This is a genomic window from Nostoc sp. (assembly GCF_036917975.1).
GTDB lineage: Bacteria > Cyanobacteriota > Cyanobacteriia > Cyanobacteriales > Nostocaceae > Nostoc.
This window is the reverse complement of the sequence record NZ_JBALEJ010000062.1, coordinates 48988-67747: the sequence shown is the minus strand read 5'-3', so window position 1 is coordinate 67747 and position 18760 is coordinate 48988. Positions and strand designations below refer to the sequence as shown.

Below are 18760 nucleotides of genomic sequence, written 5' to 3'. Positions count from 1 at the left end.
AATTCGTAATTATTTATATTGCGATTTCTTCTCTATCAATTGCACCTAAGTTAGTATCTAATTGTTGCTCTAGCTTTGGAGCTATTTCTGCTATTGTGGGAAACTCAAACAAACTGTCTACAGATAATTGAATAGCAAAAGTATTTCGTAATCGAGTGATAAATTGTACACCTATTAGTGAATCTCCTCCCAATTCAAAAAAGTTATCATGGATTCCCACGAGTTTAATTCCCAACAATTCTTGCCAGATATCGGCAATTTTTTCTTCAATTTCATTGCGGTAAGCTACGTAAGAATTGGGCAAATTTGGTCTAGTGTGGATAGTAGATAAGTTTTCTGGCTGAGAATGATTGCAGTTTGATGAAGATGTAATTTTAAAAAATTCATCACTATGTTTTTTTGCTGGTTCAATCCAATAACGTTGGCGTTCAAAGGGATAAGTTGGTAAGGGAAGACGAGAATACTCATCCTGACTATAAAATCCAAACCAATCTATTTTGACTCCAGCCAACCAAAGTTGACCTAATGTAGTAAATAAAACATGATTATCGGATTTCTTGTCTTGGGGATGACGTACCGAAGTCAAAACGGTTTGTGTGGCTACTTTATCTGGATGTCTTTTAACTAATGTAGTTAGCGTATGTCCTGGCCCTACTTCTAATAAGACTTGTTCCGGTGTTGCCAATAATTTCTCTACACCTTGAGCAAACAGCACTGTAGAACGCAAATGTTGAGTGTAATAATCAGGATTGGTGGCTTGAGTGACTGTAATCCAAGTACCAGTCAAGTTGGAGATATAAGGAAGTTTGGGGGGATTTAAAGTAATTTTTTTGACTTGCTGTGCAAATGCGTCCAAGATGGGTTGCATCATCTGGGAATGGAAGGCATGGGAAGTATGCAGGCGGCGACATTCAATACCTTGAGCAGCAAGCTGATTTTTTAGCGCCTCTATTGCGGCTACAGAACCAGAAACTACACACTGCGAAGGTTGATTAATCGCTGCAATAGAAAGTTCTGATCCTAACAGGAATTTTACCTTTTCTGCGGGCAGGGGAACTGAAAGCATAGCCCCAGTGGAAAGCTGCTGCATCATTTGTCCGCGTGCTGCTACTAGAGATAAAGCATCTTCTAAGGAAAAAACTCCGGCGAGAGTTGCTGCTACATATTCGCCAATACTATGACCGATCGCAGCTTGTGGCTCGACTCCCCAAGACTGCCATAATTGAGCTAGGGCGTATTCAATTACAAAAATAGCAGGTTGAGCGTAGATGCGAAGCAGCTTGTCGTCAGACATCGCTGTCTGTTGAAGTTGCTTTGATGCTTCATCAATCTTGTCTTCATTAGGGTAAAGAATATGACGTAAATCAAGCCCTAGTAAAGGTTTAAGAATTTCTGAGCAATAATCAACTTGTTCTTTAAATACTGCCTGAGTTTCATAAATTTCCCGCGCCATGTTGACATACTGTGAACCTTGACCAGGGAACATAAAGACCACAGACCGTTCTGTAATCTCTGTATAATTTGTAAAAACTTGTTTTGGTTCTAAATTACTAAGACCTTCAACAGCATCTTCTGTGTCCTGACAAATCAACATCCGTCGGTAATTAAAACCCCGGCGACCACTATTGAGCGTATAAGCCACATCACCTAAATTAAGCTCTGGATACTCTTTTAAATGCGTCATTAAATTAGTCGTTGCCTTCTCCAGCGCATTCTCAGTTTTAGCCGAAAGACACAACAGTTGATAATTTCTCCCCTGCTCCCTGCTCCCTGCTCCCTGCCCCCTGCCCCCTGCCCCCTGCTTCAATAAAGGTGCTTCTTCTAAAATCACATGAGCATTAGTACCACCCATACCAAAGGAACTAACTCCAGCACGGCGAGGAGTATTATCTGTTTTCCATTCCTTTAAGGTTGTATTGACATAAAAAGGACTGTTAGCAAAATCAATTTTGGGTGATGGTGTCTCGAAATGCAAACTAGGAGGCAGCATTTTATTTTGTAGTGCTAATACCGTCTTAATCAAACCTGCGACACCTGCTGCTGTATCTAAATGTCCCAAGTTACTTTTTAGCGAACCAATAGCACAGAAACCTTTTTTATCTGTGGCTTGCCTAAAAGCTTGAGTTAAAGCGGCAATTTCAATCGGATCTCCTAAAGGTGTGGCTGTGCCGTGTGCTTCGATGTAGGAAATTGTTTCGGCATCTACACCAGCTATAGATTGAGCTTCGCCAATTACTGCTGCTTGACCACTAACACTAGGAGCAGTGTAACCGACTTTCATCGCCCCATCATTATTGATCGCTGAACTTTTAATGATTGCATGGATGTAGTCGCGATCGCTGATTGCATCCTCTAATCTTTTCAATACCACAATCCCAGCACCACTACCTGCAATTGTTCCTTGTGCTTTAGCATCAAAACTACGGCAATGTCCATCTGGGGAAAGAATCATTCCTTCTTGATACAAATAACCTGTTTTTTGGGGAACACCCAGAGACACTCCACCAGCTAAAGCTATATCACATTCACGATTTAAAAGGCTTTGACAAGCTTGATGAACTGCAACCAAAGAAGTAGAACAGGCTGTTTGTACATTGACTGCTGGCCCGGTTAAGTTGAGTTTATAGGCTACTCTTGTCGGTAAAAAGTCTTTTTCGTTAGAAACTACTAATTGAAGATAGTCAAGTGTTTCTAATAATTGATGATTAGAATATATATTTTTGATTGCATAATGATTCATCCCTACACCAGCATAAACCCCTATAGAACCATTGTAGGTTTGTGGGTCATAACCAGCTTTTTCTATTGCTTCCCAAGCCAACTCTAAAAATAAGCGTTGTTGTGGGTCTATTAACTCAGCTTCTTTAGCACTATAAGCAAAGAAATTTGCATCAAAAAATTCAATGTTTGATACAACAGGACTAGCTTTCACATAATTAGGATTATTCAATAAATTTGGAGAAACACCAGATTCTAACAACTCTTCATCGGTAAATATGGAGATAGATTCTACACCATCATGTATATTCTGCCAAAAAGATTGAATATCTTTTGCTCCGGGAAACCGACCAGCAACAGCGATTATTGCTATTTCTGAATTGTTATCACGAGCATTATTTCTCTGGGAGCGATACTGTTGTCTGGATTCTAGTTGTTGGATTTTTAAAGATTTTATTTCGTTATTAGATTGCTTATCAGAATTGTTTTGCTTGATGCTATCTGTTTTGCGATCTTTCCTATTTAAGTATTGGCTTAAACTATGTATAGTTGGGTAATTAAACATATCAACTATTGAAACTTCAAAACCAAATATTTCTTGCAATTGCTGATTAATCTTTACTAGTAGTAAAGAATGTCCTCCCAGTTCAAAGAAATTATTATAAATACCTACTTTTTCTACTTTTAATGCTTTTTGCCAAATGTCAGCGAGAATTTTCTCCGCTTCTGTATTTGGCATCACATAATCTGATAATTCTTGATGTAAATCTGGGTCAGGTAGAGCGCGACGGTTCACTTTGCCATTGGGTGTTAGAGGTAGGGAATCTAATATCACAAAAGCAGATGGCAGCATATACCCAGGCAATTTATCAGCAAGGAACTGTCGCAGTTTGCCCGTTGTGAGTGTCACATCTTTTTGTGATACTACATAAGCAACTAAACACTTAGCACCTACACTGTCTTCCTTGGCGATGACGCAAGATACTTTAACATCACGATTTTGGCTCAGTACTGCTTCCATTTCGCCTAATTCAATGCGGAAGCCCCGAATTTTTACTTGATTGTCAATGCGTCTGATATATTCAATGTTGCCATTCGGTAGATAACGCCCTAAATCCCCAGTTTTGTAGAGGTGCGAATGTGGGTTAGTGCTAAACGGATTAGAAATAAATTTCTCTTGTGTTAATTCTGGGCGATTCAGATAGCCGCGTGCTAATCCTACTCCACCAAGGTACAATTCTCCTGGTATACCAATCGGTACAGGTTGTAAGTTTTGGTCTAATAAATAGATTTGGGTATTAGAAATTGCCCGACCAATGGGAATAGTAGCGGCTTTTGTTGATAATTTCTCTACCAAATACCAAGTAGAAAATGTGGTATTTTCTGTTGGGCCATAGACATGAAGTAAATGCTGTGGTGCGCCTTTGTCTAAGACTTCTTGCACCCATCCGGGGTCAACCGCTTCACCACCAAATAATAAATATCGTAAAGAACTAAATGCTTGCGGTACAAAACTGGCTAACTGATTGAATAAAGCTGTGGTTAAAAATAAGACGCTGACCTCACCAGAGCGCATATTTGCAGCAAATTCTTTCGGATTGAGCATTACAGATTGATTGAGAATAACTAGTTTTGCGCCGTGAAGCAATGCTCCCCAAATCTCGAAAGTAGCAGCATCAAAAGCAATATTCGCTGCTTGAGCAACGCGGTCATCGGGTGTTAATTGTATGTAGTTGGTATTGAAGACTAGCCGATTTACAGCCTGATGAGTGACGACTACTCCCTTGGGTGTTCCTGTAGAGCCGGAGGTGTAAATTACATAAGCTAGGTTTTGGCAACTGACTGTGCTGTTGAGATTATCCTGATTTACTTCCTGAATACTTTGCCAGTCTGTATCTAAGCAGATAACACGCGCTTGATGTTGAGGCAAGTTCTTGACAAATTTCTCTTGAGTCAACAGCACTTTTATCTGAGTATCTGCCAGCATAAATTGTAAGCGTTCTTGGGGATACTCTGGGTCAAGTGGCACATAAGCCCCACCTGCTTTGAGAATGGCTAGTAGTCCCACAACCATTTCTAAAGAACGCTCGACACACAAACCAACCAGCACATCTGCTCCCACTCCTAAAGACTTGAGGTAGTGTGCTAATTGGTTAGCCTGAGAGTTCAATTTATTGTAGGTCAGTTGTTGATTACCAAACACAACTGCAACTGCATCTGGTGTACGTTCAACTTGCTCCTCAAACAATTGATGGATGCACTTATCACCAGGGTAATCGGTCTGAGTATTGTTCCATTCAACCAATAATTGATGCTGTTCAACTTGTGTAAGCAGTGGCAATCGGGAAATTTTTTCCTCTGGGTTAGCAACAATACCTTTAAGCAATGTCTGAAAATGCCTAGCCATGCGCTCAATTGTGCTGGTATTAAATAAGTCGGTGTTATACTCCCATACACTCACCAGTCCAGCAGCAGTATTTTCTATTAATAAAGTTAAATCAAACTTGGTAGTTGTAGTTTCTGTGGGCAATGAAGTGACAGTTAACCCACTCAACTCTACTGGAGTTATGGAAGTATCCTGAAGAATAAATGTTACTTGAAATAGGGGTGTATGACTGAGGTCTCTTTGCGGTTGTAATGCTTCAACCAGCATTTCAAAGGGGAAATCTTGATGAGCGTATGCCTCCATTGTTATTTCACGAACACGACCTAGTAATTCGTGAAAGCTGGGATTACCTGCCAAGTTGGTACGCAAAACTAAAGTATTGACAAAAAAGCCGATTAGTGATTCAAGTTCTTGGCGATCGCGGTTAGCGAAAGGCGAACCGATACAAATATCATCTTGACCACTGTAACGATGCAGTAAAACGGCATAAGCTGTCAGCAGGGTCATAAACAAAGTGACACCTGATTTTTGGCTAAAGGTTACTAGTTGAGAACTTAAATCTTTGTCAATTTGAAATCTGCTGGTGCTACCAGAAAAAGTCTGCACTGGGGGGCGCGGATAATCCGTTGGCAACTCCAATAACGGCGGTGCATCAGCTAACTGCTGTTTCCAGTAATCAAGTTGCTTTTGTTGAATTTCTTGAGTTAAACATTGGCGTTGCCAGAGGGCAAAATCAGCATATTGTATCGCTAACTCTGGTAAGGGATTTGGTTGTTTTTTAGTAAAAGCATCATAAATAATTGCTAACTCTTTGAAAAATACCTCCATTGACCAGGCATCAATAATGATGTGGTGCATAGTCAATACTAATAAGTGAGATTCTACCGCTTGGCGCAGTAGAATAACTCGCAGTAAAGGAGCAATACTTAAATCAAAAGGTTGCTGAATTTCTTTAGTAACTAGTTGTTGAATTTCAACTGCTTCTAATCCTTCTACATCCACTACTGAAATGCTAATAGTCAAAGTAGGGATAATCTTCTGTACTGCCAATCCATCTACTGTTGGGAAAACAGTCCGTAAAGCTTCGTGGCGAAGGATAATTTCATTGAAACTCTGCTCTAATGCGGCTACGTTTAGCGCACCAGTAATCCGCAGTTTTACAATGCCATTATAAAAAGGGTTTTGTTTATCTAACTGATGGATAAACCACAATCTTTGTTGACTAAAAGATAGATGTAAATGCTCATCTCTATCAACAGGTAAAATAGGTTCAAAAGCTAATTTATTTTCCCTTCTTGCTTCTTTAAGACAACTAAGTATTTCTTTTTTTCGCTCTATCAACTCCTGCTTGATGGTTGGAGTCATTACTCCCTTGGGAGCGCGAAAGCGCAGCTGGTCATTTTCAATCCAAACTTTTATGTCTAAACTGTTTAGTAAAGATAAAAATTCAAATACTGTGATTTTATTACTATTATTCATATCTTTTATATTTTACTAGCAAAGCACAATAATTATTTATATCTACTATTTTATTGCTGTTATAATAGAGCTTTTTATTTTAGAATCAGCAGTATATTGTGAAAAAACTTTTTCATAGAAAGGCTTTTGTTTAAATACCCTTTTATAATGATCAGAATGGTATTCAAATGAAATTTTTTCTCCTGTAATTTTAATCAATGAACCTTCTATTTTATAGTCTGGATTTAGATTGTTATCACAAAGTGAGCTACTACAAGTGAATTCAATTTTATCTCCTTCAGAAACTTCAATTCCCGGAGAGAAGACTGGAAAATATACAGGTAGCCAGCAATATTCATGCTCTAATACATCGATAACTTCTCCCTCTATTGTGTGTAGATTTAACCAGACGACAAAGCCATCCAATCTCGAATATTTTAAAATGGTGAGATTGCCTTCGTGACTATATTCTGGTTCAACGATACCTGCAAAATCTAGGTCTTCAAAAGTCGAGCTAGTAGAGATAATGCTGGATTTAGAAAAATGTCTCAGACATAGCCTTAAGTCAAAGGGGTATCCAACCTGCTCAAATATTTTACGGGTATAATAAGCTGGAATTTCTGTAAAACCTGGATTTTGCAAAAATTCATCAGGCAAGGAAACACCAGCAATTTTATTGATACTTCTTGTCGGAATCATTACTCCATCTTCTTTCAAAAATCTTCTGGCGTTATTTAAAATAACTGCCGCGCCTTCAACTCCTCCTATAGAGCCAACAATTTCTGAAACACAAACGTCTGCTAATTCAGGTAGATTAACTTTGGTTGCATCTCCTAAAATTAGAGTTATCTTGTCAGTTAATCCAAGTTTGTTGATACAATCTCTGGCTGAATTGTAAAATTTTTCGCTCATTTCAATTGCATAGACTTTCCGCGCATTGGCTTCTGCACAAAATCTAGCTAAAATTGCATCTTTGCCTGTTCCTATATCAACAACTACTTTATCTTTAACTAACTGATTAATAGCCACTTTATAGCTGTCATTTCTGCGGCGATCGTTGGTGAGAACGTAGTACAAAAACTCGTCATACACAAAGAACTCTGCTAATGATGGCCACAGTTCAATTTGATTGGGCTTTTCACTTTCTAACTCAAATATTGACTGGACATCAGTTACTAAACTTTTATTACCTCTGACATCTTTTGCTTGTTTGAGAAATGTAACTATTTCTATTTTTCGCTCCACTAATTCTTGTTTCAGATTTGATGTCATTACTCCTTTGGGAGCGCGATAGCGTAATTGCTCATCTTCAATCCAGACTTTGATGCCTGAACTTTTGAGTGAAGCTAAAAATTCAACTGTTGTCATTTTATAAACACCCCTCTTCGTATTCTTCTATGTCAGTCCTTAAAGTATCTTCTGTAGCAATTCGCAGCACCTCAATGTTATGAGCTAACTCAGCTACGGTAGGAGATACAAATAAACGGTGTAAAGACAAATCAATAGAGAAAGCAACGCGCAACCGAGAAATTACTTGCGCCCCCAAGAGGGAATTTCCTCCCAATTCAAAAAAGTTATCGTGAATACCTACTTGGTCTACTTTCAGGATGTCAGCCCAAATTTTGACTAATATTTCTTCTTCTGGGGTGCGTGGGGCTACAAAACTTACCTCTATTCCCTCACGCGACTCTGGAGCAGGTAAGGCGCGTCTATCTACCTTACCGTTAGATGTCAGAGGTAAAGATTCCAGCATGACAAAAGCACCTGGAACCATGTAGCTTGGCAGTTGCTCGCTGAGGAAGCGACGCAGTTGTGCGACGGTAAGAGATTGTTTTTGATTCGATACTACGTAAGCTACAAGATGTTTGTTGCCCGGTTCATCTTCTTGAACCACTACGACACTTTCCCAAACATTTGGGTGTGCAGCCAGTAATGCTTCAATTTCGCCTAATTCAATGCGGAAGCCGCGAATCTTGACTTGATTATCGATGCGTCCTAAATACTCTAAATCGCCATTGGGCAAATACCGTGCCAAGTCCCCTGTTTTATATAGTCTCGCTTGGGAGTTGTCGCTAAAAGGATGATAGATAAACCGTTCTGCTGTCAGTTCTGGACGATGGAGATAGCCGCGTGTCACTCCTGCACCACCAACGTACATCTCACCCCTGACACCAATTGGTACTGTTTGTTTATATTCATCCAGCACATACACCTGTAAGTCAGGTATGGGACGACCAATGACACTGGTTGTATGGTTTAAATCGGCTTTGCTCAATGGGCGATAAGTGACGTGTACAGTGGTTTCCGTAATCCCGTACATATTCACTAATTGGGGTGAGATGTCGCCATGTCGCTCAAACCAAGGCTGTAAGCTGTTGATTTCTAAGGCTTCCCCACCAAAAATTACTAAGCGTAAGTTTAATTCCCCAGCCTTTACACCTGACTGTTCGGCTTGAATTAATTGACGGAATGCTGAGGGTGTTTGGTTGAGTACTGTAACTTGTTGTTGAACTAATAATTGGTAGAATGATTCGGGCGATCGCGTCACTAAATAAGGTACGATTACTAGTCTTCCACCATACAATAATGCGCCCCAAATTTCCCACACGGAAAAGTCAAAAGCATAAGAGTGGAACATTGTCCAGACATCTTGGGAATTAAATTTATACCAAGAGTCTGTGGCTGCAAATAGACGTACTATATTAGCGTGGTTGACTAATGTACCTTTCGGTTGACCTGTTGAGCCTGATGTGTAGATGACGTAGGCTAAATTATCGGTTGTAGAGCTAGTAACAGGATTATCTTTACTTTCTTGAGATATGTCTTGCCAGTCTTTATCTAAGCAGACCACACGGGCGCTATGTTCTGGTAAGGTAGTAAACAATTTCTCTTGAGTCAACAATACCCGTACTTGTGAATCGTTGAGCATATATGCCAAGCGTTCAGTCGGATAGTCTGGATCGAGTGGGACATAAGCCCCGCCTGCTTTGAGTATGCCCAATAGTCCTACAATCATTTCTACTGAGCGTTCCACACACAACCCCACCAACACGTCTGCGCCTACACCTAAAGACTTCAGGTAGTGCGCCAAAGAGTTAGCACGAATATTCAACTGCTGGTAAGTCAGTTGTTGATTTTCAAATACCACCGCTACAGCATCGGGTGTGCGTTTAACTTGCTCCTCAAATAACTGATGGATGAACTTATCAGCCGGATATTTCGCCTGAGTATCGTTCCATTGGACTAATTGTTGTTGTTCAGGTTGTGTCAGCAAAGGTAATTGCGAAATTCGCCCTTCTGGGTTAGCAACAATCCCTTCTAGCAAGGTGACAAAATGCCCCACCATTCGGGTAATTGTCGCTTCCTCAAATAAGTCCGAGTTGTACTCTAAACTCCCACTCAACCCTTGCTCAGTTTCCGTCATCAACAAAGTTAAATCAAACTTGGCTGTCGGAGTTTCTACTTCTAAAGGATTGATAGATAAACCAGGCAATTCCAATTTTCCAGGCGGCGTATTCAGCAAAACGAACATCACCTGAAACAATGGAGAGTAGTTAAGGTTTCTTTCTGGCTGTAAGGTTTCTACTACTTGCTCAAATGGCACATCTTGGTGAGAGTATGCTTCCATTGCTACTTGGCGTACTCTTTGCAGTAACTCCCAAAAGCTAGGATTGCCAGAAACGTCAGTACGCAATACCAAAATGTTGACAAAAAAGCCGATGAGAGATTCTATTTCACTACAGTTGCGGTTAGCTATTGGAGAACCGACAAGAATATCTTGTTGATTGCTGTAGCGCGATAGTAAGATGACAAAGCCAGTTAACAAGGTCATGAATAAGGTTGCACCTGGCTTTTCACTGAGACTTTTAAGTTTTTGAGTCAGACGATCGTCTAAACGAAAACGCTTGATACCGCCTCGGTTTGTCTGTATTGGTGGGCGTACTCGGTCGGTTGGAAGTTCCAGCAGGGGAGGCGCACCTGCTAATTGTTGCTTCCAGTAGTTGAGTTGAGTGTCTATGACTTGACCTTGCAACCATTGTCTTTGCCAAACAGCAAAGTCTGCATACTGGATGGGCAGATTGGGCAATGGAGAAGGCTTACCAGTTGAAAAAGCTGTGTACAGGGCTGTGAGTTCGCGCCACAAAATACCTTCAGACCAACCATCAAAGGCAATGTGGTGGACACTCAGAAGTAGGACATATTCATTTTCACCCAACCGCACTAAGGAAGACCGCAACAGCGATCCTTGCTCTAAATTAAAAGGTTGTTGAACTTCGTTTTTAACTAGTTGTAAAACTTGAGTTTCTCTTTCTTGTTCAGGAAATTCCTGAAGGTTTACTACAGGTAAGATCAATTTGAGGCTGGGAGAAATTACTTGAACGGGCTTGTTTTCCACAGCCACAAAGGTAGTTCGCAATGCTTCGTGGCGTTGGATGATTTCATTGAAACTATCTTCTAATGCAGTAATATTTAACAAACCCTGAAGCCGAAAAGCAAAGGAAACATTATAAGTAGAGCTATCTGACTGCAACTGGTAAAGGAACCATAATCTTTCTTGAGAAAAAGACAAAGGCAAGTCTTCATTGTAAGATACAGGTACTAAAGCTGGAGCTTGATTTTGTACTTCGAGAATGCTTGTGATCGCTTTCCAGATATCTTCTCCTGTTTTTACTGACTTATTTAGTTCTAGTGGATTTATTTCCGCAGAGTTGTTCATTTTAGTCTTTTTGCTTCAGGTTTTCAGGGATATACTGGAGTTTCTAAAAATGATCAGCCTTGCTTTTCATTAATTAGCTTGACAATACTCGCTACACTTTGAAAATTTTCGGCATTAATATCACTAGCTACAAATTTAATCCCAAAAGTATTTTGTAGTTTTAGCACAAGTGTCATGGCATTGACAGAATCCAGACCTATGCCAAAAAGATTGCTAGAGTCTGACAAATCTTCACTATTCAGATTTGGTAAAACACTTAGGACAACGTTTTTAGTTTTTACCTCAATTAAATCAATGCTTTTCATAATTTTATTGGTTCTGACAAGTTATCAATTAAATTTTTTCTTAATATTTTACCTAATGGATTTTTGGGAATTTCATCACGAAATTCAATAATCCTTGGGATTTTAAAATCAGCTAACTTGCCACTACAATAAGTTAAAATATCTTTTTCGTCACAACTATCTCGATTTTCAGGTACAATAACAGCTTTAATAATTTCTCCTGCATACAAGCCTTTGATCCCAACAACAACGGCTTCTTTAACTTGATGATAAGTTATCAAAATATTTTCTATTTCTAATGGATCGACTTTGTGGCCACCTGTATCAATGAAGATTTGCTTTCTTCCAGTAATGTAAATGCGTCCGGCTTCATCTTTGTTACCTAAATCACCCGTAAAAAATGACCCATCTTTAAATACTTGTTGATTTAGTTCTGGTTTATTACTATATCCTGGCGTCAGTGCTTGACTTTTGATGACTATTTCTCCAATACTGCCAGTTGGAAGTTCTTTACCTGCATCATCAATAATCTTAATTTCAATATTTTTTAAAGGACATCCTACAGAATCGTATGTGTTTTTTAGGTCTTCATCTAGATTAATCGCCACCGAACCGGCTTCTGTGCAACCGTAAAGTTGTCTCACAGAAATGCCGAATCTTTGAAAAAACTTATCAAAAATCTCTTTTGATAAAAAGTTTCCCGCAGAAAAGCACAGTCTCAGTGTAGAAACATCCAATTGAGTGTCATCTGGTGTTTCTGCTAAAGTATTAAATATGTAAGGAACAGCAGGTAAGATGGTAATTTTCTCTTTTTCTATAAGTTCTAATACTCTGGAGCGTCTAAAAACAAATGGTACTTCAATGGTTTTTCCTTGATGTGAAACTTGTTCTAAAATCACCAGAGTTGCACCATTACAAGTAGCTGCTAGTAGGCAATTTCCTAAGCCATGTGCGTGATAAAGTGGCACTACACATAAAATATTATCTGCTGGAGTTATATTAGTAGTGTCAGTAAAATTTTTAACTTCGTGATATAAATTATTTTGAGTTCTACAAACTTTCTTTGGTCTACCTGTAGAACCAGAGGAATATTGATAAAGTACATCACCTGTAAAAGTAGAGGTACTTTCTGTAATTGTTGAGTTATTTACTTCTTTAGTAAGTAGAGCAACATCATCAAGGACAATTAATTCTATTTTTTTGTCTATTTTTGAGATGATTTTACGACTAATTTCTGCACCATCGCTATTGGTAATAATTGCATTAGCATTGCTGTCAATAATGTAGTATTTAAGTTCATCCTCTTTGAGAAGAGGATTGATTGGCAAAGCTACAGCATTTAGTTTAACGGTGGCATAAAAGGCGAGCGCAAATTCTGGAATGTTAGGTAAAATTAAGGCTATACAATCACCTTGGACAATACCAATTTTGCTTAAACGGTTACTTAAATGTGTAATATAAGCATAGAGTTCTTGATAACTAATCTTTAATTGATTGTAGGATATTGCAGTTTTATCAGGGTAATTTTTGACAATTTCGACAAGCCTTTGTTTTAACATTCTTATTCTTCCATTACTTGTTAAAAGTATACAGGCTTAAGTAAGCCCGCCCTGAGTTAGAAAATAAACCGTTCATTATCTTTGATAAAATAGCTTTGTGGGAACTTTTCTGTAATCATCATTATCGGTTGTTTATTAGAAAAAACTCGATAAGTCCGAGAAAACATTTTATCTTCTTTTGAGATATTAAAATAATGAAATAATTCTTCAGATGTTTCTATACCTGAATCAATTATTTCTTTAAAAGTTTCAAGTTTATGCTCTAACCAGAGCCTACCTATTGGTTCCTGCGATTCAATTAGTCTAGACTTGAATCTACTATCTAGTCTTTCAGGTACGATTATAGATTCAGCATAAATAAAGTTATTTAAACTAATCTTGCCGCGTAATAAAACTTTTCTGTTAATTACTTGAGTATTTACTTCTAAATCTAAAGCGGGAATAGGTTTTGTAGTTTTAATTATTTCTTCTGATAATTTAACTAATTGAATTTTTTCTAATAGATAAGCTTCTAAGATTTCTGTCAATGTTCCATCAGTTGTAAGTAAAATCCTTTGAAAAGAACTTAAATTACGTGGTTCAATATATTTTGGTGTCAAGATTTTCTGCATCTTTCTAATTAATAGTTTGTATAAATATTATGTTGGCAGGAATGTATATAAAACTTGTATATCTACTTATAGCATCAATGCTGAGTCATGGACGGTGAACAAGAGTATTAGTCACTTGCAAAAAGCCTTATGCTTGTGTTTAGTCTGAAGTTGATATTAACAAATTTAAATTTATTTATTATTTATTGATTTTTTCAAGTATACAACAAAAAGATAATCTCAGTTTTATCAATAAAATGCAATAACATTTAAGACAGTTAAGAAGATAGTTAAAACATTTAATTAAGAAACTTAAGAAACTTAAGAAACTTAAGCCAACACCGCCGACTGGACTCAATACTTCTCGGTTAAGAACCAGAGTAAGCGCATCTCAAATGCTATTGACAAACCGATTTAGAGGCCTCATTATATTGGGATAAACAAGCAGCAAGAATCGTCACGTCGCTTCTCTAGCAGACGCGCAGCGCAAAAAATACAGCGTCCATTATAAATCCACTAAATTTATTTATGGGGATTAGCTCCTGCCTTCTACTTTGTCTACGACACGCTGCACGAACGTTCTTCTGCCTCCTTTAAAAAAGTTTGGCGTTCGTGATCCACAAGAGTAGGAGAACTTGCTTTCTCACCTTTCCTTAGCACGATTATCATTTAATTAAAAAACTTGAGGATTTTAAATATTTGACAAAAGTTGCTTCATCTTAGCTCCTAACGGATGTAACCGCTAAACTCTCACCCATTTCAACACTTTGGGATCTTTATCATAACGATACATTAAGCCGTCCCTAGTAGTGATAGATTCTCCTTTGCTTGCCTTACTTCTAATAGTGGAAACCGAATAGTGCGTTAATGCATTTATTTCCTTATGAGAAAGCCTTTTGCTTGTACTGATTTCTAACTCATTTTGGGATTTATCTTGAGATGAATTATCTATTGCAATCTCAGTATTTTCGGAAGTATTGGTGACAATTTCTTTTGTTTTTTGCAACCGATAATCCTGCACAGATACAAGTTGCCAACTGGAATCTTGTGCCAGTTCTAAAACCCACTGATGATAATTAAATAGACTTTCTCTATGTCCAACACTAATAAACGTTGTTTTGGTATCTTGTAACTGTTGATATAAACTTCCTTCATTTGCTAAATCTAAGGCACTTGTTGCTTCATCTAAGATAGTAAAGTTAGGATGAGTAACTAATAGTCGTGCAAAAGCAAGACGTTGTTGTTCTCCCAAGGATAGAATATTCTCCCAAGGGACTTCTGCATCAAAGCCGCCAACTTTTTCCACCAAATTTTGCAGGTTAACTTCTTGCAAAACATCTTCGAGTTCCCGAACGCTGACTTGACGAGTTGTCTGCGGATAAAGTAGTTGTTCGCGTAAAGTTCCCAAAATGATATAGGGGCGTTGAGGTAAAAACAAGACTTGTTCCAGAGGAGGTCGCAACAGACGACCCGTTCCCGCATTCCACAAACCAGCGATCGCTCTCAACAGAGAACTTTTACCTCGCCCACTCGGACCAACAATCAATAAGCCTTCTCCTGGTTGAACAGAAAGTGACAAATTTTCAACGATTACCTGTTCATAGTTTGGCGTTTGTAAGGTGACATTCTCGAAAGCTAAACGGTTTTCTTCTATTGTTTTAATAGTACTGACATTCTCTGGTTGTTTGGTAACTGCTTCTAACGCATCTGAAAACTCAGATAAACGCTCAACATAACTGGAAAATCGTCCAGAAGTCCCAAATTCTCTAATTAATGTTGCCATAGCTGAGGCAAACTGATTACAAGCTACACTGGCTTGGACAACTTCTCCAAAATCAGCTTGACCGCTCATATATAAAGGTGCGAGTACCAGATATGGGAATATTTGGATAGCAGACTTATATGCTCCGTCAAAAAGTTCTTGATTCTTCTCCCAATTAATCTTGCGTTCGACATTTTTCAGGAGATTAATAAATCTTCGTTGAATTATATTAGATTCTTGGTTTTCTCCCTGAAAAAAAGCTATTGATTCAGCGTGATTACGAACATGAGTCAGACAATAATTGTATTCTGCTTTCCGTTCTAATTCTTCTTGATTAATTTTATTCAGTTGTTGACCTAAGTAAATAGCAATCCAGTTGCCTACAATTGTATAAACAACCAAAACAATTGCAATAAATTGGGAAATTGACCAAAGAATTACTAAAAAAGTAGTCATTTCCAGCACTTTTTCTAGGAAAGTAGCTGAAAAACTCAAAGCATTACTGGTAATGGGTTCGATTTCTTGGGATATTCGTTGATCTGGGTTATCAACATCGGCTCTAAAGTTGATTTTATAATAGGCACGATTGCTCAAATATTTTGATAATATGTGATTATTTAACCATTTGTACCAATCAAGAGCGATTTTTTTTCTAACAAGTTTAGAAAATCCGTTTAAGAGTGTTATGCAGACAAGAGCAGCGGCGAAAACTACTATTGTATTAATAAAGTTAGGATAATCTTTCTCTTCAATGACATCGGTTATATAGCGAGTAACGAAGCTATTAAAGGCAGTTACGCCCACTAGCGCGATTATTAATAAAATCAGGAGAATCAGCATCCCCCATATCCGAATCACCTCTGGAAATACTCTTTCCCCGGACTCTGTTGGATACCAGTAAGGCTGAACGATCGCTCTGACATTCTCCCAAAACTTATTAGAAGCCGGAGGAGAAAGATCGTTCTTTAAGGATTGACCGCGAGAAACTTTGGTTTGCATATTCTAAAATAAGCTGAACATCTTTTTTGGATTGAAAAACAGAAAAATTTAAATGATTAAACAACACAAGATTTGATATATAGGAATCCGGTTTGATTACTGAAATCACTTGCGTTGGTAGTCAATAGGCAAAAGGCAATAGGCAAGAGGATTTCAGAAGATTAAGGTGTACCGAATTTTTTTCAAAAATTATTTCTGAAAGGTTAAGGTGTTCAGATCCCCGACTTCTTTAAGAAGTCGGGGATCTCGCAACCCAGTAAAATTAATGAGACAGATAACTAGTACCACGAGGCGGAAGTCAAAAGTGTTATGGAATAAGCTCTTTAAAGATTTTAAATGGTTGCTCTATTTCCGCCGTGTTGTACTAGTACCGTGCGGCGTAAATACACATACCATTTTTAAGCCTAGCGTGCAGTCAAATTTTCGTAGCTTTTAATGGTCTGCTTATTTCCGCCGTGTTGTACTAGTAGAGCTTTTAGAGGTTGTTTTAAAAGTGTTTGGCTGTGCTTTTAAGTCCTTCTATATCTCCCCTAGCCCCCCTAAAAAAGGGGGGAATCGGAATTAAAGTCCCCTTTTTAAGGGGAGCCACTGCGTTGGGCGGGCAATGCCCGACTTGAAGCACGTGGCGTGGATTTAGGGGGATCTGAACTTTTGATACCGATAAGGGACTTTTAAAACATCCTCTTAATCAACCACCACTATGCAACGCCAAATTTAGGATATCAAAGAAACTGCGTCATTCTGACTAGAAGCTGTATCAGCAGCCATTGCAACTGCATTACTAACATTAGGCAGTTCATCTTCCACAAACCGTAGGCGAGGGTACAAGTAGGCAATAGAGGTTTCTAAAATGGTCAAGACTCCTATAATCATCAATAGAAGTCCCATCCCACGACCTGACCCAACACCGATGATTTGTCCGATGCTTCCTGCTAAATAACCGTTAGTAGCCATTAAGGGTTCAAAAACCTTTTCGGCTAAAGGCCCAATCGTGATGTAGCCTAAAGGGAAAGCGGCTGCTTCAATCGCTCCTTTGATCGCAAAAATTCTACCTTGTACACTAGGTTCAACTTTATTTTGCATGACAGCTTGTGTGGAACTGGAAACGATCGGTTGTGTTAGGAAAAATAAGAAGATACCAGCAGTGAAAATGACAAGAGAGGGTTGCAAACCGGCGACGAAAATAAATACGCCACTCAAAAGCATACACCCGTATATGGCATATATGTTGCGTTCTAGCCCTCCCCAAATGCTGACGAGCAAGCCACCTGCCACAATCGCAATACCAAATAGCGAAAGAATAGTTCCCAAAAAGCTTACTGAAACGAAATTTAACACTAGCGGAATAGTGATGACATTAATACCTCCCACAATATAAAAGCTGGAAGCTGAGAATAATACTAATCCCAGCAGTCCTGGTCGAGCGATCAAATATGTAAATCCGTAAGTTGCTTCACTTAGGAATGAAATTTTTACAGTTGCAACAGCACTTGTATTAACTTCCGGGAACCGAACCAGCATCAGGGAGACAACAGCAATAAATACAGCGCTTACGTGAAACAAAATAATCCCTTGCAAATGGACAATGCTTAGTAAAACACCTCCGAGAGTTGGTGCAACGATCAGGGAAATACCATACATCAGACTCATTAGCCCGTTGGCACGATTAAGGTGCTGTTTCGGCACTATTAAGACTGTTGATGCTGTATAAGCAGGTGTGTGAAAAGCCATGAAAACAGCAGTGAAGGTATTGGCTAGGTAAATGTGCCAGACTTCTAACCGACCGATGACAAATAAAACGCCGATCGCGATCGTTCCTAAACACGCCAAGACATCAGCAAAAATCATTGTCTTGCGGCGATCCCACTTATCTACCAGAGGCCCAGCGATCGGGGAAATTAAGATTAGCGGTAGAGTATTGAACAGAGAGACTAAAGCAAACTGGGTAACTGAGCCAGTGCGATTATAAACCCAGATATCTAAGGCAAAGGCAGTGGTACTAGAACCAATCAAGGCGATCAACTGTCCTAGCCAAACAATGATAAACAGCCGCATTTCCCGTAAAACAGTCAGTCTGGTTTTTTCCATAATTTGTAAATTTGACATATATAATTACTGAACTTATTGGTGTAAGAAGGGAACTCTTAACTGGGAACAGGGCAGAAGGAAATAAAGTTTGTAGTCAGGACTTTAGTCCTTTTTTTCTGAAGACCTACATTAGAGGTTGTTTGAAAAGTCTAATTTATTACTAGCCCTGGCGACTATAAGTCGCGGCTATACAGACAAA

General features: G+C 38.7%; 8 protein-coding genes. All 8 read right to left on the bottom strand.

All coding sequences use genetic code 11. From position 1 onward, the window contains the following. Positions 1-13: 13 nt before the first annotated feature. The 8 genes from V7K76_RS24690 to V7K76_RS24655 all read right to left on the bottom strand — a co-directional run bounded on the left by V7K76_RS24690 (position 14) and on the right by V7K76_RS24655 (position 18579). Positions 14-6583 (bottom strand): non-ribosomal peptide synthetase/type I polyketide synthase, encoded by a 6570-nt coding sequence (locus V7K76_RS24690; RefSeq protein ID WP_335030117.1) that lies wholly within the window; start codon positions 6581-6583, stop codon positions 14-16. Between the two features lie 45 nt (positions 6584-6628). Beyond that, a complete protein-coding gene (locus V7K76_RS24685) occupies positions 6629-7930 on the bottom strand; it encodes an SAM-dependent methyltransferase (protein WP_334777461.1) in 1302 nt (433 codons plus the stop codon). A gap of 1 nt (position 7931) precedes the next feature. Next, positions 7932-11279, bottom strand: coding sequence for a non-ribosomal peptide synthetase (locus V7K76_RS24680; RefSeq protein ID WP_335030115.1), 3348 nt, complete (start codon positions 11277-11279; stop codon positions 7932-7934). Positions 11280-11332: 53 nt separating this feature from the next. Further along, positions 11333-11584: an acyl carrier protein gene (locus V7K76_RS24675; protein WP_334698834.1), complete on the bottom strand. Its 252-nt coding sequence runs from the start codon at positions 11582-11584 to the stop codon at positions 11333-11335. Further along, the gene (locus tag V7K76_RS24670; RefSeq protein WP_334777463.1) at positions 11581-13122 is read right to left on the bottom strand and encodes a class I adenylate-forming enzyme family protein; all 1542 of its coding nucleotides are present in this window, start codon (positions 13120-13122) and stop codon (positions 11581-11583) included. The genes V7K76_RS24675 and V7K76_RS24670 overlap by 4 nt, the downstream gene beginning before the upstream one ends. Positions 13123-13178: 56 nt before the next feature. Continuing rightward, positions 13179-13733, bottom strand: coding sequence for a chorismate--pyruvate lyase family protein (locus V7K76_RS24665; RefSeq protein WP_334777464.1), 555 nt, complete (start codon positions 13731-13733; stop codon positions 13179-13181). A gap of 721 nt (positions 13734-14454) precedes the next feature. Continuing rightward, positions 14455-16473 carry an ABC transporter ATP-binding protein/permease gene (locus tag V7K76_RS24660; protein ID WP_334777465.1) on the bottom strand — a complete coding sequence of 673 codons (2019 nt, stop codon included), beginning with the start codon at positions 16471-16473 and terminating at the stop codon, positions 14455-14457. A gap of 714 nt (positions 16474-17187) precedes the next feature. Continuing rightward, positions 17188-18579, bottom strand: a complete 1392-nt coding sequence (locus V7K76_RS24655; RefSeq protein WP_334777467.1) for an MFS transporter — start codon at positions 18577-18579, stop codon at positions 17188-17190. Between the last annotated feature and the right edge of the window lie 181 nt (positions 18580-18760).

What these genes read in the sequence shown, in the direction of transcription:
- V7K76_RS24690 (WP_335030117.1), bottom strand. Translation starts at nt 6,583, where the DNA reads ATGAATAATAGTAATAAAATCACAGTATTTGAATTTTTATCTTTACTA.
- V7K76_RS24685 (WP_334777461.1), bottom strand. Translation starts at nt 7,930, where the DNA reads ATGACAACAGTTGAATTTTTAGCTTCACTCAAAAGTTCAGGCATCAAA.
- V7K76_RS24680 (WP_335030115.1), bottom strand. Translation starts at nt 11,279, where the DNA reads ATGAACAACTCTGCGGAAATAAATCCACTAGAACTAAATAAGTCAGTA.
- V7K76_RS24675 (WP_334698834.1), bottom strand. Translation starts at nt 11,584, where the DNA reads ATGAAAAGCATTGATTTAATTGAGGTAAAAACTAAAAACGTTGTCCTA.
- V7K76_RS24670 (WP_334777463.1), bottom strand. Translation starts at nt 13,122, where the DNA reads ATGTTAAAACAAAGGCTTGTCGAAATTGTCAAAAATTACCCTGATAAA.
- V7K76_RS24665 (WP_334777464.1), bottom strand. Translation starts at nt 13,733, where the DNA reads ATGCAGAAAATCTTGACACCAAAATATATTGAACCACGTAATTTAAGT.
- V7K76_RS24660 (WP_334777465.1), bottom strand. Translation starts at nt 16,473, where the DNA reads ATGCAAACCAAAGTTTCTCGCGGTCAATCCTTAAAGAACGATCTTTCT.
- V7K76_RS24655 (WP_334777467.1), bottom strand. Translation starts at nt 18,579, where the DNA reads ATGTCAAATTTACAAATTATGGAAAAAACCAGACTGACTGTTTTACGG.